The following is a 21,338-nucleotide window of genomic DNA, read 5'->3' as shown; positions in this document are numbered from 1 at the left end:
TTCAAGGGCCCCAAAACCCAGGGAGACATACAAATGACAGTTCGCGTTGCAATCAACGGATTTGGCCGCATCGGCCGCAACGTTCTTCGCGCCATTGTGGAATCCGGCCGCACCGATATTGAGGTCGTTGCGATCAATGATCTCGGACCGGTCGAGACCAACGCCCATTTGATGCGCTATGACAGCGTCCACGGCCGTTTCCCCGGAACCGTGACGGTTGATGGCGACACGATTGACGTGGGCCGTGGACCGATCAAGGTCACTGCCGTGCGCAACCCTGTCGAATTGCCGTGGAAAGAGCTCAATGTCGATATCGCGCTCGAATGCACCGGTATCTTTACTGCGCGTGACAAGGCCGCTGCTCATCTTGAAGCCGGTGCCAAGCGGGTTATCGTTTCGGCGCCCGCCGATGGTGCGGACCTGACCGTCGTCTTCGGCGTCAATGACCACAAACTGACGAAAGACCATATGGTCATTTCGAATGCTTCCTGTACGACGAACTGCCTTGCGCCGGTCGCCTACGTTCTCAACGAAGCCGTCGGTATCGATCATGGATTCATGACCACGATCCACAGCTACACCGGCGACCAGCCAACGCTCGATACGATGCACAAGGATCTCTATCGCGGCCGCGCTGCAGCCCTGTCGATGATCCCGACCTCGACCGGTGCGGCCAAGGCTGTGGGCCTCGTTCTTCCTGAACTCAATGGCAAGCTGGACGGTACTTCAATCCGCGTTCCGACCCCGAATGTTTCGGTTGTGGATTTCAAGTTCGTCGCCAAGAAGCCGACGACGGTTGCGGAGATCAATGATGCCGTCAAATCGGCTGCCAATGGCAAGCTCAAGGGTATCCTTGGCTATACAGACGAGCCGAATGTTTCGATCGACTTCAATCACGACCCGCATTCTTCTGTGTTCCATATCAGCCAGACCAAGGTTCTGGAGGGCACATTCGTGCGCGTTCTGTCCTGGTACGACAACGAGTGGGGCTTCTCGAACCGGATGGCTGATACGGCTGTGGCTTTCGGCAAGGTTATATAATTTATAGTGCGACAGTAGATGCCGATTATCTCTCCCCTTGTGGGAGAGAAAGCGATTTCAGCATCTTGAGCCTTTCGCTCAAGTGCTAGAAATCGCCAGAGAGGGGATTATTATTTGAACTACCCCCTCACTTGGATTTTCTAAGAATTTAGCAAAGCGGCTAAATCCAAGAAAATCCTTTCTCTCCCACAAGGGGAGAGATATGCACCGCACCAGCCATTTCCGCGACGAGGATAAAATCATGACTGTTTTCAAGACGCTAGACGATGCCGATGCCTCTGGAAAACGCGTGCTTGTGCGCGTTGATCTGAATGTCCCCGTAGCAAATGGCGAAGTAACCGATGCTACCCGCATCGAGCGGGTTGCGCCGACCATTCTGGAACTGTCGAAAAAGGGCGCGAAAGTCATCCTATTGGCCCATTTCGGCCGCCCGAAGGATGGTCCGACGCCGGAATTCTCGCTGAAGCCAATAGCACAGGCGGTGTCGAAGGTTATTGGTCACAGCGTTCAATTTGCCGAAGACAGCGTTGGCGACAAGGCTGCGGAAGCGGTTGCCAGATTGAAAAATGGCGACATTCTGCTTCTGGAAAACACCCGCTTCCACAAGGGAGAGGAAAAGAACGATCAGGCTTATGTGGAAGCTCTGGCCGCGCTGGGCGATATCTACGTGAATGACGCATTCTCGGCTGCTCACCGTGCGCATGCTTCAACCGAGGGGCTTGCGCGCGCGCTTCCCGCCTATGCGGGACGCACGATGGAGGCAGAACTTCAGGCGCTGGAGAAGGGCTTGGGCAATCCAAAACGCCCGGTCGTTGCCATTGTCGGCGGCGCCAAGGTATCTTCCAAGCTCGACCTTCTCGGCAACCTCGTTCAGAAGGTCGACGCGCTGGTTATTGGTGGCGGCATGGCCAATACGTTTCTCGCCGCGCAGGGCGTGAATGTGGGGAAATCCCTGTGCGAGCACGATCTTGCTGCGACAGCGCGGGAAATTATGGCCAAGGCGAATGCGGCCAATTGCACCATCATCCTGCCTGTCGATGCCATCGTCGCATGGCATTTTGCGGCTAATGCACCGTTCCATGCATATGGTCTTGATGCCATTCCAGATGACGGCATGATTCTCGATGTTGGCCCGCAATCGATCGAGCGTATCAAGGCTGCCATCGATGATGCTTCCACATTGGTGTGGAATGGGCCACTCGGCGCTTTCGAACTGCATCCGTTCGATCATGCCACGGTTGCCGCTGCACGTCATGTGGCCGCGCGGACGAAGACGGGCCACCTCGTGTCAGTCGCCGGCGGAGGTGATACCGTCGCTGCGCTCAATCATGCTGGCGTAGCAGACGACTTCAGCTATGTTTCGACCGCAGGAGGAGCATTTCTCGAATGGATGGAGGGCAAGCCTCTGCCTGGTGTGGATGCTCTGACAAAGCACTAGATATTTATCCCTATCGAGGATCAGTCGCCCGCTACGGTTAATGAACAACAGAAAATGTTATCTCTCTAAATCGGTTGAAAAAATTTCAATCGTTTCAATAAGTTGGTGTATAGTTCCGTTTGTCATTTGCTTCTGCTATGGCCCACGATGTGGGAAAATGGAGTGATATAACTGATGAGCGAACGCCTGGAAGATATCGCGATTGCAATGGTTGCCGACGGCAAGGGTCTGCTTGCTGCTGATGAAAGTACAGGAACAATCAAGAAGCGGTTCGACACGATCGGACTTGAATCAACCGCCGACAGCCGGCGGGATTATCGCGAAATGCTGTTCCGTTCAGATGAAGCGATGAAGGATTACATCTCCGGGGTCATTCTTTACGACGAGACCATTCGGCAAAGTGCCAAGGATGGCACGCCGTTCGTCAAACTTCTCCAAGCTGATGGCTGCATTCCCGGCATCAAGGTCGATGCGGGTGCAAAACCACTTGCCGGTTTTACCGATGAGACCATTACCGAAGGTCTCGACGGACTGCGCGAACGGCTTGGCGAATATTACAAGCTTGGTGCGCGCTTTGCCAAATGGCGCGGCGTGATCGGTATTGCCGACGGTATCCCGACCTGGGGTGCTGTCAAGCAGAACGCACAGGCACTGGCGCGCTATGCCGCGCTTTGCCAGGAGGCCGGTATCGTGCCGATCGTCGAGCCGGAAGTGCTGATGGATGGCAAGCCTGCGACGCATTCCATCGAACGCTGCTATGAAGTCACCGAATGGGTTCTGAAGACGGTTTTCGATGAACTCTATGATGCGCGCGTTGTGCTGGAAGGCATGATCCTGAAGCCAAACATGGTCATCGACGGCAAGAATGCCCGCAAGGCTTCGGTCGAGCAGGTGGCCGAACAAACCGTGCGGCTGTTGAAATCAACCGTCCCGGCGGCAGTTCCAGGCATCACATTCCTTTCAGGTGGCCAAAATGACGAGGAAGCCACTGCGCATCTTTCGGCGATGAATGCCAATTACACGCTGCCGTGGAAGCTCTCATTCTCTTATGGCCGTGCACTGCAGGCGGCTGCCTTGAGCGCCTGGAATGGTAAACCCGAGAACGTTGCAGCGGGCCAGAGGGCCTTTACCCACCGCGCGAAGATGAACAGTCTTGCCGCAATGGGCGGCTGGAAAAAAGACCTCGAGAAAGCAGCTTAAGCGTTTTTTATCCAAAAACGTATCTGATGGAGCCCGGGCTGGACAATCAGCCCGGGTTTTTTGCGCACCATTTGCCCGCCGGGATTTGTAACGGAAACATTTATGCGTGGAAATCCAATGTGTTATTGTAGCATAAATGGCAAGGGAGGTATTTGCCTGCTAATGAAACCTTCGCCGTTCCATCCGCTGGTCAGCTGGCTGCTCTACCCTGTTTACGCTTGGCAGGGCACGAGCGTGCGGCGGAAAACAGAGCGTATGCTGCCGCCAAGCAACCTGCCCATAGGTGAGATAGCTGGCAAGGATCCGGCAATCAGGCTGCTGGTGATTGGCGATTCTTCCGCTGCCGGTGTTGGTGTAACCGATGCATGGCAGGGCCTTTGCGTGCGGCTTGCGGTGCATCTGCAGGGGCGAACCGGGCGCAAGATCATCTGGCGCACCGCGGGCTTCAATTCGGCGACGTCCGGCCAATTGCGCGATCACGTCGTGCCTAATCTCGAGCGCGGCATGTGGACCCATATCGTGCTGACGACCGGTACCAACGACGCCAAGAATTTCCATTCGCTGCCGCGCTTCAAGCGCGAGTTTGGCGGGCTGCTCTATGCGCTCAAGGCGAAGTGGCCGGAAGCCCATATCGTCTGGTCGAAGGTCATCGATTTTCGTGATGTTCCGGCCATGCCGCCGCTGCTCGGCCGCATCCTTGAAGCAAGGGCGAGCGCAATCAACAGACTGGGAGAACGGCTGTGCCGCGAGCGCATGGCGATACCTGCGACGCGCCTGCCGATAGAGGGACCGGAAGGCTTTTCCAGCGATGGCTTCCATGCCTCGGCGCTTGGATATGATGCCTGGGCGAAACATCTGGTGCCCTATATTCTTAACCTGCCAGACATTGAGAGCCATTCGGTGGACACCTAATAGCCTGCATGTCCGAGCAGGACGAGCGCGAACATCGCAAGAATGGCACCAGCGGCTATCTTCCAGAAATCACCGCGTTTTTTCAATCCCGGCCAGCCCAATGGTTTGATGATGTGCAACGCCATCATCAGGATCAGCACCAGAGGCAGGATTTTGGTCATGAAGGCGTTTTACCTGCGCGGATGATCGGTAAGCCGAGCAGTGGTCGATCAATGTGCGATTGTCAATTCCACCTTTGACTCTGCGTGGCACATTAGGGATGCTCTGAGCCGGGAGGATACGGATGACATCGCGATATAATGAAATCTATCAGGAATGGCAGGCCGACCCGGAGGCATTCTGGGCTCATGCCGCCGTGGCGATCGATTGGATACGTCCATGGGAAAAGGTGTTCGATCCCGATGACGGACCCTATGGCCGCTGGTATGCGGGTGCTGAGTGCAACACTTGCTACAACGCCGTAGACCGCCATGTGGCGCAGGGGCGTGGCGATCAGCTTGCCCTCATACACGACAGTGCTGTGACCGGGACCCAGCGCAAGATCACCTATGCGGAGCTTTTGAGCGATATCAATGCGCTGGCAGCAGTTCTGACAGACAAGGGCGTCAAAAAGGGCGACCGCGTGATCATCTACATGGCCATGGTGCCGGAGGCGGTCACGGCAATGCTTGCCTGCGCTCGCATCGGGGCCGTGCATTCCGTGGTCTTTGGTGGCTTTGCCGCGCACGAGCTTGCCACGCGCATCGATGACGCCAAGCCGGTGATGATCATCGCAACTTCGTGCGGTCTCGAACCTGGGCGGGTCGTCGCCTACAAGCCGATGCTCGACAAGGCTATGGAGCAGGCTGCACACAAGGTCAGCGCCTGCCTGATTCTCGTTCGTCCGCAGCAGCCGCACGAGATGGTCGAGGGACGCGATTTCGACTATGCGGAGGCGGTTGCCGCTGCGACGGGACGTGAAGTGCCGTGCGCCACGCTGAAGGCGACGGACCCGCTGTATATTCTGTACACTTCCGGTACGACCGGCCAGCCCAAGGGCGTCGTGCGCGACAATGGCGGGCATCTGGTGGCGCTTGCCTGGTCCATGGGCGCGATCTATGACACAAGGCCGGGCGACGTGTTCTGGGCGGCTTCAGACATAGGATGGGCCGTGGGCCATTCCTATATCGCGTATGCACCTCTGTTCATCGGGGCAACGAGCATCGTCTATGAGGGCAAGCCGGTTGGAACGCCGGATGCGGGTACGTTCTGGCGCATTATCTCCGAGCACAAGGTCAGGGTTCTGTTCACAGCGCCGACCGCGTTCCGGGCCATCAAGAAGGAAGATCCAAAAGGCGAGTTTATCGGAAAGTATGATCTCTCGTCGTTGAAATACCTGTTCCTGGCTGGGGAGCGTGCCGACACGGACACGATCAATTGGGCGGAGGAAAAACTTGGCGTTCCGGTCATCGATCATTGGTGGCAGACAGAGAGCGGCTGGCCTATGGCCGCCAATCCCGCTGGGCTCGGGATGCTGCCGGTTAAATACGGTTCGCCGACAGTGCCGATGCCGGGTTACGACGTACAGGTGCTGGACGATGCAGGGCATCCGGTGAAACGCGGCGAACTTGGCAATATCGTCGTCAAGCTGCCACTGCCGCCCGCTTGCCTGCCGACGCTGTGGAATGCCGACCAGCGTTTTCGCGAGGCTTACACCAGCGAATTTCCTGGATATTACAAGACTGCCGATGCCGGCATCATCGATGAAGAGGGCTATGTCTACATCATGAGCCGCACCGACGACATCATCAATGTCGCCGGACATCGCCTGTCCACCGGCGCGATGGAGGAGGTGCTTTCAAGCCACCCGGACGTCGCCGAATGTGCTGTGATCGGCATTGCCGACCATCTGAAAGGGCAGGTGCCGTGTGGCTTCATCGTGCTCAAATCCGGTGTGACGCGGGACGAGACCGAGATCGAACAGGATTGCGTCGCATTGATTCGCGAGAAGATCGGTCCCATTGCGGCTTTCAAGACCGCACTTACGGCAAAGCGCCTGCCCAAAACGCGCTCCGGCAAGATCTTGCGGGGCACGATGCAGAAGATTGCCGATCAGGAGCCCTGGAACATGCCGGCCACGATCGATGATCCCGCGATCCTCGACGAGATCAAGTTGGTGCTCAATGCACGCGGCATCGGTGTCAAAAATTAATCCGCGCTCATGACATCCTCCTGACAGAAGGTTGTCAGGAGGGGTGTGAGATAGTGTCTCCGTAGTCAAAAGGAGACAGGATATGACTTACGTTGATTTTGGCATTGCCCGCACAGTAAGGCGTCTGCTTTCGGATTTCACAGCGTACCGTGAAGAAATGCGTACGGAGCGTCATATCAGTACGCTTCCCGAGCACATTCTGAAGGATATTGGCTGGCCGGATGCCTACGCCGAACGCCTCGCACGTCGAGACTCCATGAAAGAAAAAGAGGCTGGCACGGAAAGTGCCAGCTCCGACCTCGCTCCATGGCAACTTGGATGGCCGAAGGCTCGCCGGCCGAGAAAAGTCAGCAAATCGGGTTATTTCGGGCTAGAATGCTGAGATAATCGGCAAAATGGGAGCGAAAGATATGGAGCAGAAAAAGACGATCGGGTTCGTTTTCGTCGATAAATTCGCCGATTGGGAATTCGGATTGCTTTCAGGATCGGCGGTCGACTGGTTTGGCGCACGTACCGTAGCGCTGTCACCGTCGACCGGTCCGGTCAAATCCATTGGCGGTCTCAGACTGGTGCCAGATCGCGGTGTCGCGCCCGAAGAAAATGCCGACCTCGATGCGGTTGCAGTCATCGGCGCGGAGACCTGGCCGAGCGAGGATGCTCCTGACATTGCGCCTTTATTGAGCGCCACACTGGCACGCGGCGGTATCGTTGGCGGCATTTGCGGCGGGACGTTGGCATTGGCTCGCGCCGGGCTTTTTGAGGGGCGAAAACATACGAGCAATGGCGCCGGCTGGATCCAGTCAAAGATCGACGACTACCCGGGATCTTCACTTTACCAGGACGTTCCCCATGCGGTGCGGGACGCGCACATTGTCAGCGCTCCAGGATCTGCATCAGGTACCTTCACGACCAATTTCCTCGAAGCTCTTTACCCTGAAAAGGCCGGGCAGGTTGCGGAGATGCGCGAATTCATCGCCAGAGAGTATAGGACCGACAATGCGCAGGGCTGACCGTCTTTTCCAGATTGTGCAGAAGCTGCGTGGCGGGCGCCTGGTAACCGCGCGCCAGCTTGCCGAAAAGCTCGAAGTTTCCGAGCGCACGATCTATCGTGACATCGCCGACCTGCAATCGACCGGCGTGCCGATTGATGGCGAGGCCGGTGTCGGTTACATCCTGCGCGAGGGTTTCGATCTGCCGCCACTGATGTTTACGCGCGATGAAGTTGTGGCGCTCGTCGCCGGTGCGCGGCTGATTACAGCGTGGGGTGGTGCATCGATGGCCCGCGCTGCGGAAGAAGCGATCATCAAGATAGGCGCCGTTCTGCCGAAAGAGGAGCGCCCGCGCATTACGAATACCCATGTTCATTCGACCAGCTATAACATCAGTGACAACGACCGGGCACTCATCGATCTTGCGGAAAACGCCGCTGAACAATGCCGTATCCTGTCGATCACTTATACTGATCTCGACGGCAATGAGAGTGCTCGTGACATCCGGCCGCTTGGTTTGTGGTTCTGGGGCAAAGTGTGGACATTGATCAGCTGGTGCGAGCTGCGCAATGATTTTCGTACGTTCCGCATTGACCGGATCGCCAAGGTCGAGAAGATCGACCGGATTTTCCGCCAGGAGCGCGGCAAGACCCTGGCAGATTTCTATCGCCGTGTAGAGCTGAGCGAGACGCCGGACAACAAGGCTCGTGCGTCATAAAAAAAGCCCGGCATCGCCGGGCTTTTATCAATGGTTTTGTTTTTGTGAAGTCTATTCTTCGTCTTCGTTTTCCTGATGGCCTTTGAGCGACGACAGCTTGGCGAACACCTTGTCGGCGTCGAGCTCCTGGTCTTCTTCGCGGACCGTTGGCTGAATGTCTAGGTTTTCGGTTGCCGATGCGGGGAGCAGCGTATCGCCGCCTTCGCCTGGCTGCTGTACCGGCCGGCCGCGGGATGAGCGCTCCACCTCTATGTCGAGATCGATCTGCGAGGACAAGCCGAGCGTGACCGGATCCATCGGCTGAAGGTTATTCGAATTCCAGTGCGTACGATTGCGAATCTGTTCGATGGTGGATTTCGTCGTGCCGATCAGGCGAGAGATCTGCGCATCCTTCAATTCCGGGTGGTTGCGAACCAGCCACAGAATGGCATTCGGGCGATCCTGGCGCTTCGATAGCGGTGTGTAGCGCGGACCCTTGCGCTTGGTTTCCGGAACGCGAACCTTCGGCTCCAGAATTTTCAGCTTGTAGTTAGCATCAGCCTCGCCCTTGGCAATTTCCTCGCGCGACAGCTGGCCAGTAATCAGCGGATCAAGGCCCTTGATGCCCTGGGCGGATTCGCCATCGGCAATCGCCTTCACTTCGAGCGGATGCAGCTTGCAGAATGCAGCGATCTGATCGAAGGACAGCGCAGTATTGTCGACAAGCCAGACGGCCGTTGCCTTTGGCATTAGAAGCTGGGTGGCCATAGATATAGTCCTCTCGTTCGTCCGCTCCGGGGGCGCGGGACGTGGGTTCAACCACAATTTCCGGGAATTCGGCGCCTATATAGCGTTATTTTGTTCGATGAGCAAGAATCGGTTTCGATCACAACCGGGTACAACCGGGCGTTTCATCAAACTGTCACGAAACCGTCATTCCATTGCAATGCGGCTAGGCGAACCATCCTCCAACAAAAACAGGAGGTTTACAAAAACATGTCGCGCAAATCGCTCTATATTGGGCTCTGGACTGCCCTCGCAGCATCCGTTGCCATTCCAGCCGCTGCTGAGCCGGTTTTCAACCGTATTGCAAGTTTCCCTGTCGCCGACAATCTGCCGAAGGATGCGGACACGTCGAAGCCGACATCGTCGGAAATCATCACTGCATCGGAAGATGGCAAGACGCTGATCTATTCCGACAGCCCCCATGGTGCCATCGGCTTCGTCGACATCACCGATCCGGCCAAGCCGCTGGCGGGCGGGATCATCAAGGTCGAGGGCGAGCCGACGTCGGTTGCGACCGTTGGCGGAAATGTTCTGGCCGCTGTCAATACGTCCGAAAGCAAAGCCAAACCTTCAGGACGGCTCGACGTTATTGATATTGCCACACGCAAGGTCAACACGACCTGCGACCTCGGCGGACAGCCGGATTCGGTTGCGATCTCCCCCGACAAGACTTTTGCCGCCGTAGTCATCGAGAATGAGCGCGACGAAGAATTGAACGATGGCGAAATACCGCAGATGCCCTCGGGCAACCTCAAGATATTCTCGCTGAAAGACGGCGCCCCGGATTGCGCAACGATGAAAACGGTGGACTTGACCGGCCTTTCAGAGATTGCACCGTCGGACGCCGAACCGGAATTCGTTTCGATCAACAGTCAGAATCAGATTGCAGTGACCCTGCAGGAGAACAATCATATCGCTGTTGTCGATGCGGCGACCGGCAAGATCGTCAGCCATTTCTCCGCAGGTACCGTCGATCTGGACAAGATCGATGTGAAGAATGACGGAGCTTTCAAGTTCGACGGTAGCATGAAGGGTGTGCTGCGCGAGCCGGACACCGTCAAGTGGCTCGACAACGATCGCTTCGTTGTCGCCAATGAAGGCGACTACAAAGGTGGTTCGCGCAATTTCACCATCTTCACGAAGGACGGCAAGGTAGCCTACGAGTCCGGCCCTTCGCTCGAATACAAGATCGCGGAAGCTGGACATTATCCGGACAAGCGCAACAAAAAGGGTGTTGAACTCGAAGGAGCCGAATTCGCCAAGTTTGGCGATACGCCATATCTCTTCGTTGCCAGCGAACGCGGATCCATGGTCGGTGTTTACAAGGATACGGGTGCTGATCCGGAATTCGTTCAGCTTCTGCCCTCAGGCATTGGACCGGAAGGCGTTCTTGCGATCCCGTCGCGCAATCTTCTGATTACGGCGAATGAAACGGACCTCGTCGAAGACGGCGGTGCCCGGTCGCATGTCATGATCTATGAGCTCAAGGATCAGAAGCCCAATTATCCGCTCATCGTCTCTACAACGAAAGATGATGGAACGCCTGTCGGCTGGGGCGCGCTATCTGGTCTCGTCGGGGATCTGAAGGAATCTGGCAAGCTCTATGCCGTTTCGGATTCGATTTATTATTCCGCGCCGACAATCTATACGATCGATGCCAAGCAGACGCCGGCAAAAATCACCAACGCACTGGTGGTCAAACGCGGCGGCCAGGCAGCCCAGAAGCTTGATCTTGAAGGTATCACCACCGATGGCGACGGCGGTTTCTGGCTTGCCAACGAGGGCGATCAGGCGAAGCTTGTCCCGCATGCAATCCTCAATGTGAACGACAAGGGCGAAATCAAGAAAGAAATCGCGTTGCCGGACGACCTGCTGCCAAACCAGATTCGCTACGGTCTCGAAGGCATCACCCGTGTTGGCGAAGGCGATGACGCTGTGCTCTGGATGCCGATCCAGCGCGAATGGAAGGACGACGAAAAGGGTTTCGTCAAGCTCCTGCGCTATGACATCAAGAAGAAGGAATGGAGCGCGGTTTCCTATCCGCTCGACAAGACTGAAAAGGGCTGGGTGGGGCTGTCCGAAATCACTGCGCATGATGGCCAGCTTTACATCATCGAACGCGACAATCAGGTTGGTGCAAATGCCGTCAACAAGCGCTTGTATCGCGTGGCGCTTGACGGGCTGAAGCCTGCCAAGATCGGCGAAAAGCTTCCAGTGGTCGAGAAGACGCTGGCGCATGACTTCATGGGTGACCTCAAGGCCAGCAATGGCTATGTCGCCGAGAAGCTCGAGGGCTTTACTGTCGACTCCGAGGGTAATGGTTATGCGGTGACCGACAATGACGGTGTCGACGGCTCCTCCGGCGAAACCATGTTCTTTAGTATCGGCAAGGTTCAGGCCACGAACTGAGCCGGTTCTACCAGTCTTTCGCGTCCATCCTCCCGAACAGGAGGGTGGACGTTTTCTTTTTAATCAACTCACATCGAGCACGATCTTGCCGATATGGTGCCCGTCTTCGATGCGTTCATGGGCCCGCCAGGCTTCATGCAGCGGGTAGATCATGTCGATCACCGGCGCCACACGGCGCTCGATCAGCAGGGGCCATACTTTGAGCTCGAGTTCGCGTGCGATCCCCGCCTTGAACTCGACCGGACGGTTGCGAAGAGTGGACCCTGTATGGGTCAGACGCTTGACCATCAGCTTCGATATGTCCGTTGTGACTTTGGCGCCGTTCAGGAAGGCAATCTGAACGATACGGCCATCGAGTGCCGCGGCCTCATAATTACGTTCCGTATAATCGCCGCCCACCATATCGAGAGTGAGGTTGACACCCTTGCCGCCGGTCATCTCCTTGATCGCCTCGACGAAATCTTCATTACGATAATTGATAGCGCGGTCAGCGCCGAGCTTCTGACAGGCTTCGCATTTCTCGTCCGAACCTGCAGTGGTGATTACTGTGGCCCCGAAGGCCTTGGCCAGCTGGATTGCCGTGGTGCCTATTCCGGACGATCCGCCATGCACGAGAAAGGTTTCGCCGCTCTGCAAACCGCCGCGTTCGAACACGTTGTGCCAGACGGTGAAATAGGTTTCCGGAATTGCTGCGGCCTCAATGAAACCGTAGCCCGCAGGGATCGGCAATGCGTTGGTTTCATGGACCACACAATATTGGGCATAACCCCCGCCCGCAACGAGCGCTGTCACTCGCTCGCCCATGCGAAATCGCGTTACACCTTCGCCAACCGCGACGACATCGCCGGCGATTTCCAGACCAGGGATATCAGACGCACCGGCCGGCGGGGGATAAAACCCTTGCCGCTGCAGCACATCGGGCCGATTGACGCCGGCGGCACGTACCTTGATGAGAAGCTCGCCGGCTTTCGGCTCCGGAACGCCGCGCTCGCCCGGCTTCAGGACCAAGGGGCCGCCCGGCGCGGTGATTTCGATCGCCGTCATCGTCGTCGGAATTGTTTCGGCCATGGTTGATCTCCCTCTGGATTGATTCGCCGGAATGGTTTGCAATTCCAAGCAGTTGGGCTGTATCCTCCAACACTAGGACGACAAGTGGAGGAAATAATGTCACTTTTCGACGAAGAACCAAGGCGCAAGATCGTTCATGATATTGGGCAGGATCTGTCGCTATTATCGGTTGCCGAACTTGACGAGCGGATTGTTCTGCTGCGTTCCGAGATCACACGTCTTGAGGAAGAGCGGTCACGCAAGGGTGATAGCAAGGTCGCTGCTGAGGCCCTGTTCCGCTGAGGCCGATTAGAGCGGAGAACATTCAAATGGAACCAGTTCTGTTTCACGGATGGCGAGACAATCCACGCGGAAGGTGGCGAGGTCGATGTGTTTCCATCGTCCGACGCCACCTGACAAAGCGGTTGGCCGCCAGCCGGAAACCCGAAGGGCCGGCAAATTCGGGCCAAATCCATCGGGCTTCGGCATCGTCCGATGGAAAGGCATCGGCCTCGCCCAACCCCTTGACCTTGTCCACGAATTCCCTCCGGCAGAACGATTCCATTTGGACGTTCTCCGCTCTAAGTTTTGCGGGTGACCTAAAATCTCCGCATTGCTGATTGAGACGAAGTCATCACCAGCTTGCTCCAGGCTGGCTCCATTCCCCATTCGCTTGAAGGGTTTGCCGTGTTCCGTTCGTTCATTCAGGTCTTCGCGCTCCTCTGCGGCACCTCCTTCCTCGTTATGGCATCCGGTCTCCACGGGTTACTGTTGCCTTTGCGCGGCGGCGCGGAAGGTTTTTCGACGACGTCTCTCGGTCTTTTGGGAACAGCCTGGGCGGGTGGTTTCATCGCTTCCTGTCTGCTTGCGCCGCGGCTTGTGCGCCGTGTCGGGCACGTCCGTGCCTTCAGCGCCTTTGCGTCGATCGCCGCGATTGTGGCACTGCTTACGGGAATTCTCGTCGATTCGACCGCCTGGATCGTCCTTCGTGCTTTGACCGGCTTTGCCATGGCAGGCTCCTACATGGTGATCGAGAGCTGGCTGAACGAGCGCGCGACCAATGCCAATCGCGGGCAAATTTTCGGTCTCTACATGGTGGTGAATTTTGGTTCGATCACCGTCGGGCAGATGATGATCGGCTTCGGCGACGTGCATACGGGCACATTCTTCATGATGTCCGGCATTCTCTTTTGTCTGGCACTTATCCCGACCGCGATTTCCACGGCCAGCAGCCCGAAGCCACTGACCGAAGTGCAGCTCGATTTGAAGGCTCTCTATCGCAATTCGCCGGTGGCTTTCCTCGGCTGTATTCTGATCGGCATCGCCAATGGTGCGTTCGGAACGCTTGGCGCCGTCTATGGCGCGGCAACGGGCATATCAACCACCGAGATCGCTCTGATGATGAGCGCTTCGGTCATGGGCGGTGCGTTGATGCAGATCCCGGTTGGCCGCATGTCGGATCGGACGGACCGCCGCTATGTTCTCGCCATTGTCGGTGGTGCTGCGGCAGCGATTGGCCTTTTGATCTTTCTAATCGCGCCACACCACGCCTATGCCATTCTGGCGATGACCGCCATATATGGCGGTTTGGCCTATACGCTCTATCCCGTGGCAGTTGCCCATGCGAACGATTTTTCGGATCAGCAAAGTTTTGTCAAAGTCACGAGCGGGCTCCTGTTGCTTTACGGATTTGGCACGATGATAGGTCCCATTCTTGGAGCCTGGGCCATGGAAAGCGTTGCGCCTGAGGGTCTATTTGCCATAACGGCGCTGGCACATATTTCGATCATGGCTCACGCAATCATACGATCCAGAATGCGTGCACCTGTGCCGATCGAACTGCGCGACAATTTCCAGACGGTTCATTCCGAACGTGTGACGCCGGAAGGGGTGAGGCTGGATCCGCGTGCAGAGACATTGCCCGAATAGTTCGGTCGGCTACGAAATTCGTTGACATTGCCGCTGGTTTAAAATGACTATTCTGGATGGTCGAAACGGATGCCTTTGCAGCAATTTCTGATCCAAACCGCCGCTATCTGCTCGAGGAGCTCAGACGCGGACCAAAAACTGTGAACGAACTGGCGACAGGCCTGCCGATTTCCCGTCCCGCCGTCTCCCAACACCTCAAGGCGCTTCTGGACGCGCGGCTGGTATCAGTCAAAGCCGAAGGCACGCGGCGGATCTATGCTGTCGATGACAACGGGTTCTTTCATCTGAATCTCTGGCTCGACCAGTTCTGGATGCGCTGAAAAATAGAAAACCCGGCTCACCTATGCGGGAACCGGGTTTCTTCTAACTGCCAGTACGACGCTTCTTCAAGCTGTTGACTGGAATTCTGCGGTCCTTCCGGGTCGTTAGTGGTGAGTGACGACTGCTTTCAGTCTTTCAATCTGCTCTTTGAGCACCAGCTTGCGTCGTTTCATATTACTGATCGTCAGGTCGTCGGAGGCGGGACTTAACAGCGCGTCGGAAATTTCCTTTTCGAGCGCTCCATGCTTACGTTCAAGCGTTTCAAGATGAGACTCAATGGCCATCCGGCTTCTCCCTTGGTTGGTTTCGTCACGTATGCATGCTCTGCTTGCAAGGCAGCAAGTTTATGACAGAGCCGTGACACTGTGCCATCACTTTAAGCAATTGTCGAATTTGTTTCGTAGGATTTTCTTGTTCCTTGAAATATGATATGGCGACGTGCTGGCAAGGACAGGTTGTCCACAACCAGAGACGCGATTCTTTTTACAGCGAAATACCGGGAATCACTGCATGTCCGACCAGGATCAGGCTGACATTCGATTGGCAGTCGCAAGATTAAAACAGGAGCATCTCGATTTCGATGCCGCCATACAAGCAATGATCCAGGTTGGCTGCGACCAGCTTCGTATCCAGCGGATGAAAAAGAAGAAGCTCATCATCAAAGACAAGCTCATCGAGCTTGAAGACAAGATCACTCCCGATATTATCGCCTGACCTTAAACCTTGTTATTGCAGTTCCGTCGCCAGCTTGCGGCGGTCCGTCTTTTCCGTTAATTCCTCCCGACAGATTTACAGGATGCTCAATGGCTGACAAACGCGCCGATGTTGCAATCATCATGGGAAGCCAGTCGGATTGGGCAACCATGCGTCACACTGCCGAAACGCTGGACAGTCTCGGCATCTCTCATGACGACCGCATTGTTTCCGCGCACAGAACTCCTGACAGGCTTGTAAGCTTCGCCAAGGGGGCGCGTGAAGCCGGTTTCAAGGTGATTATCGCGGGTGCGGGTGGGGCTGCTCACTTGCCGGGGATGGCCGCATCGATGACGCCGTTGCCGGTGTTTGGCGTGCCGGTGGAATCGAAGGCGCTTTCCGGGCAGGATTCACTCCTGTCGATCGTGCAGATGCCAGCCGGCATCCCTGTTGGCACATTGGCGATCGGCCGAGCCGGCGCGGTCAATGCCGCTCTGCTGGCCGCTGCCGTTCTTAGCCTGAACGATGCCGCGTTGGCAAAGCGGCTGGATGATTTCCGCAAGGCACAAAGCGACAAGGTCGCGTTGAGACCTTCTGACGAGGCATAAGCATGATTTCTCCTGGATCAACGATCGGTATTGTCGGTGGTGGTCAGCTTGGTCGTATGCTCGCCATGGCGGCGGCTCGGCTCGGCTACAAAACGATCATTCTCGAACCACAGGAAAATTGCCCGGCGACGCAAGTCGCAAACGAACATATCGTTGCGGCCTATGACGATCGCAATGCGCTTGAACAACTTGCCGAACTCAGCGACGTCATCACCTATGAATTCGAAAATGTTCCTGTCGATTCGGCCGAAATACTCAGTGAAATCAAACCTGTGTTTCCATCGCCCCTCGCCTTGAAAGTCTCGCAAGACCGCGTCAGCGAAAAACGCTTTCTTAACAATGCAGGGATCCAGACGACACAATGGCTCAGTGTCGAGAACGAGGGCGATCTTGAAGCGGCTCTCTTGGCCTTCGGCGGCAAAGGCATCCTCAAGTCACGTCGTTTCGGCTATGACGGCAAGGGACAGGTCAAGTTTTCCGGTAAAAAAGGTGAGGACGCCAAAAAAGGATTCGCTGCCATTGGCAGTGTTCCCTCCATACTGGAAGCGCTGGTCGATTTTGTCTGTGAAATTTCCGTCATCGCGGCGCGGGATGAAGCCGGCAATATAAAGGTCTATGACATCACCGAGAACGTCCACAAGAATGGAATTCTTGCGACCTCGACGGTGCCCGTCTCTGTATCATCGACCGTAGCCGGCCTTGCCGCCGATGCAGCCCGTAAACTGTTGGAAGGCTTGAAGTATGTGGGCGTCGCCGGCATGGAATTCTTCGTGCTTGCCAATGGGACTGTACTGGCGAATGAGTTTGCCCCGCGCGTGCACAACTCCGGTCACTGGACTGAAGCGGCCTGCGTCGTATCGCAATTCGAACAGCATATCAGAGCAATCACGGGCCTGCCGCTCGGCGACACGAGGCGGCATTCCGATTGTGTCATGGAGAACCTGATCGGTGACGATATCGCAAAAGTTCCGGAAATCCTCAAGGAAACCGGCGCTGTTGTGCAACTCTATGGCAAGGCGGAAGCACGTCCCGGCCGCAAGATGGGCCATGTGACGCGGATCACGAAACGCCTCTAGCGATAAATAAATGCGTGATTCCCCGATGAATCATGCCATGAATCGTGAGCCGGGTGTTGACAATACAGGTAATCCTTGGCTATTTCCCCGCAACGTGTTTACGGCGCGCTTTTGAGGCGCGCTTTTTATTGGTGCCCGGTTTCGGGCGAAAGATACCGGTGCTGAAATGAAGATCAAGAACTCCCTTAAAGCCCTGAAGGGCCGTCATCGTGACAATCAGCTGGTCCGTCGCAAGGGCCGCATTTATATCATCAACAAGACTGCTCCGCGTTTCAAAGCGCGCCAGGGCTGATATTACCCGTCTCACGGTTATTTGCATTTGACGTTTCGCTGATACGGATTACCATTCGTATCATGCGGAACGTTGTTGTATTTTCAGCTGTTTTTTTACTTGGCTTGCCGGCAATTGCCACCGCGCAGGATCAACTGGCGCCACCGCAACAGGCCGCCTTGCCCAATCAGACACTGGCTGAAAAGCGTGCCGCAAGATTGGATGACCTGTTTGCATCGCTCAAGCGCGAGAGTAATGAGGTTAAGGCGGCGCGCATTGCCTCACAGATACAGGCGCAATGGCAGAATTCCGGTAGTCCCACGATCGACCTGATGATGGGCTGGGCCGCTAAGGCCATGGAAGAAAAGAAGTATTCGGTCGCGCTGGATTTTCTGGACCAGGTCGTCGTGATGAAGCCGGACTATGCCGAGGGCTGGAACAGACGCGCAACCCTGAATTTTCTTGTGAACGACTACGGGCGGTCCATGGCGGATATCCAGAAGACACTGGCGCTTGAACCACGGCATTTCGGAGCCATGGCCGGCATGGCGGCGATCCTCAAGGATACCGGCCGCAAGGAGGCCGCATTGCAGGCTTTCGAGCGCGTTCTGACGGTCTATCCGATGATGCGCGAGGCGCAGAAGCAGGCGGGTGAACTGGCCGATGAACTGACCGGCCAGCGCACGTAGTGCACGTCGCCACAACCAATTTTCCTGCATAAGTAGAAAAACGTGCGCCAGAATCGATGATTCTTGCATCGGAATCGGTGGTTCTTGCGTAGGAATCGGATCATTGCGTTCCATTTGTCCATTGGAACGCAATGAAACTCTACTGCGGCGGGCATCTGCCCCGATTTTCTGCGCTTCCGGTGCTCACGTACTATAAGTACGCTGCGCTCGTCGCAAGGGCGACCCCAAAAACCACGCCATATGCCTCACCGCAGCGACTTTCAAGACCGACAGTTAGATGCCCGTCAGCCCGTCCGATCCGATATAGGCGATGCGCAACATATTGGTCGAACCGGGCGTACGCAGCGGCACGCCGGCCGAGATAATGATGCGATCCCCTGGATTGCCGAACTCTTCCTGGTAGGCGATGTGACAGGCGCGATCGACCATGTCGTCGAGGTCGCTGGCATCTTCAGTTACAACGCAGTGCAATCCCCAGACGAGAGAGAGCTTGCGCGCCGTTTCGACGACAGGTGACAGGGCGATGATCGGCAATAGAGGCCGCTCGCGTGCTGCGCGCAGTCCGGTTGTGCCGGATGCAGTGTAGGTCACGATGGCCGATAGGTTGAGCGTTTCGGCGATCTGGCGGGCGGCCAGCGAAATCGCATCGGCGCCCGTCGCGTTCGGCTCGGGACGCTGGGCGTGAATGATGCCCGGGTAGTTCGGATCGCGCTCGACCTCTTCGGCGATGCGCGCCATGGTCGCTACGGCTTCGACCGGATAGGCGCCGGCGGCGGATTCGGCCGAAAGCATGACCGCATCGGCGCCTTCGAATACGGCTGTCGCAACGTCGGAAACCTCGGCTCTCGTCGGAACGGCTGCTGTGATCATCGATTCCAGCATCTGCGTAGCGACGACGACTGGCTTGCCGGCTCTGCGGCAGGCACGGATGATCTGCTTCTGGATACCGGGAACCGTCTCCAGTGGCATTTCAACACCAAGATCGCCGCGGGCAACCATGAGCGCGTCAGAGAGCTCGATGATCTCCTCGAGGCGGGTGACGGCCTGCGGCTTTTCGATCTTCGACAGCAAGGCAACGCGGCCGCGCGAGATCTTGCGTACTTCGGCAAGATCCTCCGGCCGCTGGATAAATGACAGGGCAACCCAGTCGACTTCCTCCTGCAGGACCGCATCGAGGTCGCGACGGTCCTTTTCGGTGAGGGCGCTGACGCCGAGCGTCGTATCGGGCAGGCTGACGCCCTTCTTGTCGGAAATCTTCGTTCCGGAAACGACTCGGCAGCGAATGTGCTTGCCGTCGGAAGCTTCCGCCACCAGCGCGAGCTTGCCATCATCGATCAAAAGGCGATGACCCGGCTCAACGGCTTCGAGAATTTCCGGATGGGGCAGGAATACGCGGGTATTGTCGCCCGGCGTGTCATTGTCGTCGAGCGTGAAGGTCTGCCCTGCAACGAGGTCGGCCTTGCCATCCTTGAATTTGCCAACGCGCAGCTTCGGTCCCTGCAGGTCGGCGAGAATGCCGATCGGCCGCCCCAGTTCCTTTTCGACATTGCGCAGGCGGCGCACGAGTTCCCGCATCAGGTCATGACTGGCATGGCTCATGTTGATGCGGAATACGTCCGCGCCGGCTTCGAACAGCTTGCGGATCATGGCTTCTTCGGAGGAAGCGGGACCCAGTGTGGCTAGAATTTTGACCTTGCGGCGACGTCTCATGGAGCGGGGGTATCCGTTACAATTGGAGAGGAGGGGGGATTTTCTTCCGTAAGCTGGACCATCCAGCTCGTCTGCTCGCCGGTATCGTATTCCTGGAATCCGGAGCGCTGGAAACCGCGCGCGAAACAGTCATTGATACCAGTAATCTTGAATTGGTTTTCGGCGACGCACATGTTCACCCTGCCATCCCAGCGCCCGCCACTCTGCGCGTCTTCGGCGTAGAGATAATAATAGCGCGAAGTCAGCGGTCCGACCACAAGCGTTGTGCAGGAGGAAGCATTGACGTGCCACCAGCCTTCGGTGACCCAGCCGGATTTGGCCCGGTAACCGAGCGCGACGCCGACGAGATTTTGTGTTGTGTTGCAGACGCGAAAATCAGCATGGGCCTTCTCGGGTGCAAAAAAACTGCCCGCAATGAAAATGAATAAAAAAGCCGCTAGAAAGCTGCCCAATCGCGTCCGCTGATGCAGTTCAGCGTGGAATATAGACCACTTGCGCAATATTGCCTCCGTACATCGTGGTCACCCTTTTCGGCAGTTTCTTGTGCATTGTCAACGCAACCACGTAGAGTTCCTGCAACACTAAGACAAAAGAATGATGCCTGTGGTGAGAGCAATGCTGTGAAAGACAAAAAACAACCCTTGTTCGGTTTGAAAGACCTTCGTTGATTGCGAATTTCCCGTTGTCGTCACCTTCACGGCAATCAGCAAAAAGCAGCTGTTCTTGACGCAATGAATCGCTACTCCAATATGTATGGAGCCAGGCATCTGGCCCCGAACTAGACCCGATCGAGGACGTTTAAATGAGCAATCTTACTGACGACCAGCGCATTGCGCTCGAAGCCGCCGTTTTTCGCCGGCTTGTGGAGCATTTGCGAACCCGCAGCGATGTGCAGAATATCGACCTGATGAATCTGGCGGGATTCTGCCGCAACTGTCTGTCGAACTGGTATCGCGAAGCGGCTGAAGCGTCCGGCGAAGAGCTTCCCAAGGAAGAATCGCGCGAAATCATCTATGGCGAACCCTATGCGGAATGGCAGGCCAAGCATCAGCGTGAGGCCAGCGATGCGCAGAAAGCGGCTTTTGAGACGAACAAGCCCGCACATTGAGGGGGCGCTGTGCGTGGTTCGACAAGCTCACCATGAGGGAGGTAGCGATTGCAGATTGCAATACCCATCATCAACGGTGCAGAATCCCGGTCCCGCTTTGACACAACCTCCCTCATGGTGAGCTTGTCGAACCACGCATAACCAGACGGATCCGACTCAATTGTCTTGACTCACCATGCACTGGTCGGGCATCGGAACCCCTCGCGCGGCCGGTCTTGAGTCG

Annotated in this window: 24 protein-coding genes; 18 read left to right on the top strand and 6 right to left on the bottom strand. The window is 56.5% G+C overall.

The features are described 5' to 3' along the window. Window positions 1-33: 33 nt before the first annotated feature. The 4 genes from gap (at window position 34) to FHS21_RS27805 (ending at window position 4,591) form a co-directional block, all read left to right on the top strand. Window positions 34-1,041: a type I glyceraldehyde-3-phosphate dehydrogenase gene (gene gap, locus FHS21_RS27820; protein ID WP_112524599.1), complete on the top strand. Its 1,008-nt coding sequence runs from the start codon at window positions 34-36 to the stop codon at window positions 1,039-1,041. Window positions 1,042-1,282: 241 nt separating this feature from the next. After that, window positions 1,283-2,479 (top strand): phosphoglycerate kinase, encoded by a 1,197-nt coding sequence (locus FHS21_RS27815; RefSeq protein ID WP_183665178.1) that lies wholly within the window; start codon window positions 1,283-1,285, stop codon window positions 2,477-2,479. 174 nt (window positions 2,480-2,653) lie between these two features. After that, a complete protein-coding gene (locus tag FHS21_RS27810; RefSeq protein WP_112524596.1) occupies window positions 2,654-3,679 on the top strand; it encodes a class I fructose-bisphosphate aldolase in 1,026 nt (341 codons plus the stop codon). 162 nt (window positions 3,680-3,841) lie between these two features. Next, window positions 3,842-4,591 carry an SGNH/GDSL hydrolase family protein gene (locus tag FHS21_RS27805; protein WP_112524593.1) on the top strand — a complete coding sequence of 250 codons (750 nt, stop codon included), beginning with the start codon at window positions 3,842-3,844 and terminating at the stop codon, window positions 4,589-4,591. On the opposite strand, the gene FHS21_RS27800 is transcribed toward FHS21_RS27805, so the two are convergent. Continuing rightward, entirely contained in the window at window positions 4,588-4,752 is a 165-nt protein-coding gene (locus FHS21_RS27800; RefSeq protein ID WP_183665176.1) for a hypothetical protein, read from the bottom strand. The two genes, FHS21_RS27805 and FHS21_RS27800, sit on opposite strands and share 4 nt — an antisense overlap. 122 nt (window positions 4,753-4,874) lie before the next feature. Between FHS21_RS27800 and FHS21_RS27795 the strand changes: the two genes are divergently transcribed. The 4 genes from FHS21_RS27795 to FHS21_RS27780 all read left to right on the top strand — a co-directional run bounded on the left by FHS21_RS27795 (window position 4,875) and on the right by FHS21_RS27780 (window position 8,489). Next, window positions 4,875-6,782: a propionyl-CoA synthetase gene (locus FHS21_RS27795; RefSeq protein ID WP_183665174.1), complete on the top strand. Its 1,908-nt coding sequence runs from the start codon at window positions 4,875-4,877 to the stop codon at window positions 6,780-6,782. Window positions 6,783-6,864: 82 nt separating this feature from the next. Continuing rightward, a complete protein-coding gene (locus FHS21_RS31025; RefSeq protein ID WP_246411254.1) occupies window positions 6,865-7,164 on the top strand; it encodes a DUF1127 domain-containing protein in 300 nt (99 codons plus the stop codon). 28 nt (window positions 7,165-7,192) lie between these two features. Further along, entirely contained in the window at window positions 7,193-7,792 is a 600-nt protein-coding gene (locus FHS21_RS27785) for a DJ-1/PfpI family protein (RefSeq protein ID WP_183665172.1), read from the top strand. Then, on the top strand, window positions 7,779-8,489 hold the full coding sequence (locus FHS21_RS27780) for a helix-turn-helix transcriptional regulator (protein WP_112524584.1): 711 nt from the start codon (window positions 7,779-7,781) through the stop codon (window positions 8,487-8,489). The genes FHS21_RS27785 and FHS21_RS27780 overlap by 14 nt, the downstream gene beginning before the upstream one ends. Window positions 8,490-8,540: 51 nt before the next feature. Here FHS21_RS27780 and FHS21_RS27775 read toward each other — a convergent pair whose 3' ends face one another. Next, window positions 8,541-9,236, bottom strand: coding sequence for a DUF1013 domain-containing protein (locus FHS21_RS27775; protein WP_112524581.1), 696 nt, complete (start codon window positions 9,234-9,236; stop codon window positions 8,541-8,543). Between the two features lie 228 nt (window positions 9,237-9,464). Between FHS21_RS27775 and FHS21_RS27770 the strand changes: the two genes are divergently transcribed. Beyond that, a complete protein-coding gene (locus FHS21_RS27770) occupies window positions 9,465-11,663 on the top strand; it encodes an esterase-like activity of phytase family protein (protein WP_183665170.1) in 2,199 nt (732 codons plus the stop codon). Between the two features lie 63 nt (window positions 11,664-11,726). On the opposite strand, the gene FHS21_RS27765 is transcribed toward FHS21_RS27770, so the two are convergent. Then, window positions 11,727-12,731, bottom strand: a complete 1,005-nt coding sequence (locus tag FHS21_RS27765) for an NAD(P)H-quinone oxidoreductase (RefSeq protein ID WP_183665168.1) — start codon at window positions 12,729-12,731, stop codon at window positions 11,727-11,729. Between the two features lie 96 nt (window positions 12,732-12,827). On the opposite strand from FHS21_RS27765, the gene FHS21_RS27760 reads away from it, so the two are divergent. The 3 genes from FHS21_RS27760 to FHS21_RS27750 all read left to right on the top strand — a co-directional run bounded on the left by FHS21_RS27760 (window position 12,828) and on the right by FHS21_RS27750 (window position 14,959). Then, a complete protein-coding gene (locus tag FHS21_RS27760; protein ID WP_112524575.1) occupies window positions 12,828-13,013 on the top strand; it encodes a DUF1192 domain-containing protein in 186 nt (61 codons plus the stop codon). Between the two features lie 384 nt (window positions 13,014-13,397). Continuing rightward, the gene (locus FHS21_RS27755) at window positions 13,398-14,639 is read left to right on the top strand and encodes an MFS transporter (protein ID WP_376772228.1); all 1,242 of its coding nucleotides are present in this window, start codon (window positions 13,398-13,400) and stop codon (window positions 14,637-14,639) included. Window positions 14,640-14,695: 56 nt separating this feature from the next. After that, the gene (locus FHS21_RS27750; protein WP_112524569.1) at window positions 14,696-14,959 is read left to right on the top strand and encodes an ArsR/SmtB family transcription factor; all 264 of its coding nucleotides are present in this window, start codon (window positions 14,696-14,698) and stop codon (window positions 14,957-14,959) included. 105 nt (window positions 14,960-15,064) lie between these two features. Here FHS21_RS27750 and FHS21_RS27745 read toward each other — a convergent pair whose 3' ends face one another. Then, window positions 15,065-15,244, bottom strand: coding sequence for a YdcH family protein (locus tag FHS21_RS27745; RefSeq protein ID WP_112524566.1), 180 nt, complete (start codon window positions 15,242-15,244; stop codon window positions 15,065-15,067). Between the two features lie 226 nt (window positions 15,245-15,470). Here FHS21_RS27745 and FHS21_RS27740 point away from each other — a divergent pair, with 226 nt between their 5' ends. The 5 genes from FHS21_RS27740 to FHS21_RS27720 all read left to right on the top strand — a co-directional run bounded on the left by FHS21_RS27740 (window position 15,471) and on the right by FHS21_RS27720 (window position 18,297). After that, complete coding sequence (locus tag FHS21_RS27740; RefSeq protein ID WP_099997693.1) at window positions 15,471-15,674, top strand: YdcH family protein; 204 nt, start codon at window positions 15,471-15,473, stop codon at window positions 15,672-15,674. A gap of 89 nt (window positions 15,675-15,763) precedes the next feature. Next, window positions 15,764-16,261, top strand: coding sequence for a 5-(carboxyamino)imidazole ribonucleotide mutase (purE, locus tag FHS21_RS27735; protein ID WP_112524563.1), 498 nt, complete (start codon window positions 15,764-15,766; stop codon window positions 16,259-16,261). Between the two features lie 2 nt (window positions 16,262-16,263). Further along, entirely contained in the window at window positions 16,264-17,337 is a 1,074-nt protein-coding gene (locus FHS21_RS27730; RefSeq protein WP_183665166.1) for a 5-(carboxyamino)imidazole ribonucleotide synthase, read from the top strand. A gap of 166 nt (window positions 17,338-17,503) precedes the next feature. Continuing rightward, entirely contained in the window at window positions 17,504-17,629 is a 126-nt protein-coding gene (ykgO, locus tag FHS21_RS27725; RefSeq protein ID WP_091880250.1) for a type B 50S ribosomal protein L36, read from the top strand. 62 nt (window positions 17,630-17,691) lie between these two features. After that, window positions 17,692-18,297, top strand: a complete 606-nt coding sequence (locus FHS21_RS27720; RefSeq protein WP_112524557.1) for a tetratricopeptide repeat protein — start codon at window positions 17,692-17,694, stop codon at window positions 18,295-18,297. Window positions 18,298-18,570: 273 nt separating this feature from the next. Here the strand turns inward: FHS21_RS27720 and pyk are convergent, their stop codons facing one another. Next, entirely contained in the window at window positions 18,571-20,007 is a 1,437-nt protein-coding gene (gene pyk, locus FHS21_RS27715; RefSeq protein WP_112524554.1) for a pyruvate kinase, read from the bottom strand. Then, a complete protein-coding gene (locus FHS21_RS27710; RefSeq protein WP_112524623.1) occupies window positions 20,004-20,429 on the bottom strand; it encodes a DUF1036 domain-containing protein in 426 nt (141 codons plus the stop codon). Before FHS21_RS27710 ends, pyk begins: the two co-directional genes overlap by 4 nt. A gap of 380 nt (window positions 20,430-20,809) precedes the next feature. On the opposite strand from FHS21_RS27710, the gene FHS21_RS27705 reads away from it, so the two are divergent. After that, on the top strand, window positions 20,810-21,115 hold the full coding sequence (locus tag FHS21_RS27705; protein WP_183665164.1) for a DUF1244 domain-containing protein: 306 nt from the start codon (window positions 20,810-20,812) through the stop codon (window positions 21,113-21,115). Window positions 21,116-21,338 lie beyond the last annotated feature (223 nt).

Source organism: Phyllobacterium trifolii (assembly GCF_014192095.1).
Taxonomy (GTDB): Bacteria; Pseudomonadota; Alphaproteobacteria; order Rhizobiales; family Rhizobiaceae; genus Phyllobacterium; species Phyllobacterium trifolii.
Note: the sequence above shows the minus strand (reverse complement) of the source record. Positions and strands in the feature narration are given on the sequence as shown.

Excerpts from the sequence above, each read along its gene's own strand:
- gap (WP_112524599.1), top strand. The coding sequence starts at position 34 with ATGACAGTTCGCGTTGCAATCAACGGATTTGGCCGCATCGGCCGCAAC.
- FHS21_RS27815 (WP_183665178.1), top strand. The coding sequence starts at position 1,283 with ATGACTGTTTTCAAGACGCTAGACGATGCCGATGCCTCTGGAAAACGC.
- FHS21_RS27810 (WP_112524596.1), top strand. The coding sequence starts at position 2,654 with ATGAGCGAACGCCTGGAAGATATCGCGATTGCAATGGTTGCCGACGGC.
- FHS21_RS27805 (WP_112524593.1), top strand. The coding sequence starts at position 3,842 with ATGAAACCTTCGCCGTTCCATCCGCTGGTCAGCTGGCTGCTCTACCCT.
- FHS21_RS27800 (WP_183665176.1), bottom strand. The coding sequence starts at position 4,752 with ATGACCAAAATCCTGCCTCTGGTGCTGATCCTGATGATGGCGTTGCAC.
- FHS21_RS27795 (WP_183665174.1), top strand. The coding sequence starts at position 4,875 with ATGACATCGCGATATAATGAAATCTATCAGGAATGGCAGGCCGACCCG.
- FHS21_RS31025 (WP_246411254.1), top strand. The coding sequence starts at position 6,865 with ATGACTTACGTTGATTTTGGCATTGCCCGCACAGTAAGGCGTCTGCTT.
- FHS21_RS27785 (WP_183665172.1), top strand. The coding sequence starts at position 7,193 with ATGGAGCAGAAAAAGACGATCGGGTTCGTTTTCGTCGATAAATTCGCC.
- FHS21_RS27780 (WP_112524584.1), top strand. The coding sequence starts at position 7,779 with ATGCGCAGGGCTGACCGTCTTTTCCAGATTGTGCAGAAGCTGCGTGGC.
- FHS21_RS27775 (WP_112524581.1), bottom strand. The coding sequence starts at position 9,236 with ATGGCCACCCAGCTTCTAATGCCAAAGGCAACGGCCGTCTGGCTTGTC.
- FHS21_RS27770 (WP_183665170.1), top strand. The coding sequence starts at position 9,465 with ATGTCGCGCAAATCGCTCTATATTGGGCTCTGGACTGCCCTCGCAGCA.
- FHS21_RS27765 (WP_183665168.1), bottom strand. The coding sequence starts at position 12,731 with ATGGCCGAAACAATTCCGACGACGATGACGGCGATCGAAATCACCGCG.
- FHS21_RS27760 (WP_112524575.1), top strand. The coding sequence starts at position 12,828 with ATGTCACTTTTCGACGAAGAACCAAGGCGCAAGATCGTTCATGATATT.
- FHS21_RS27750 (WP_112524569.1), top strand. The coding sequence starts at position 14,696 with ATGGTCGAAACGGATGCCTTTGCAGCAATTTCTGATCCAAACCGCCGC.
- FHS21_RS27745 (WP_112524566.1), bottom strand. The coding sequence starts at position 15,244 with ATGGCCATTGAGTCTCATCTTGAAACGCTTGAACGTAAGCATGGAGCG.
- FHS21_RS27740 (WP_099997693.1), top strand. The coding sequence starts at position 15,471 with ATGTCCGACCAGGATCAGGCTGACATTCGATTGGCAGTCGCAAGATTA.
- purE (WP_112524563.1), top strand. The coding sequence starts at position 15,764 with ATGGCTGACAAACGCGCCGATGTTGCAATCATCATGGGAAGCCAGTCG.
- FHS21_RS27730 (WP_183665166.1), top strand. The coding sequence starts at position 16,264 with ATGATTTCTCCTGGATCAACGATCGGTATTGTCGGTGGTGGTCAGCTT.
- ykgO (WP_091880250.1), top strand. The coding sequence starts at position 17,504 with ATGAAGATCAAGAACTCCCTTAAAGCCCTGAAGGGCCGTCATCGTGAC.
- FHS21_RS27720 (WP_112524557.1), top strand. The coding sequence starts at position 17,692 with ATGCGGAACGTTGTTGTATTTTCAGCTGTTTTTTTACTTGGCTTGCCG.
- pyk (WP_112524554.1), bottom strand. The coding sequence starts at position 20,007 with ATGAGACGTCGCCGCAAGGTCAAAATTCTAGCCACACTGGGTCCCGCT.
- FHS21_RS27705 (WP_183665164.1), top strand. The coding sequence starts at position 20,810 with ATGAGCAATCTTACTGACGACCAGCGCATTGCGCTCGAAGCCGCCGTT.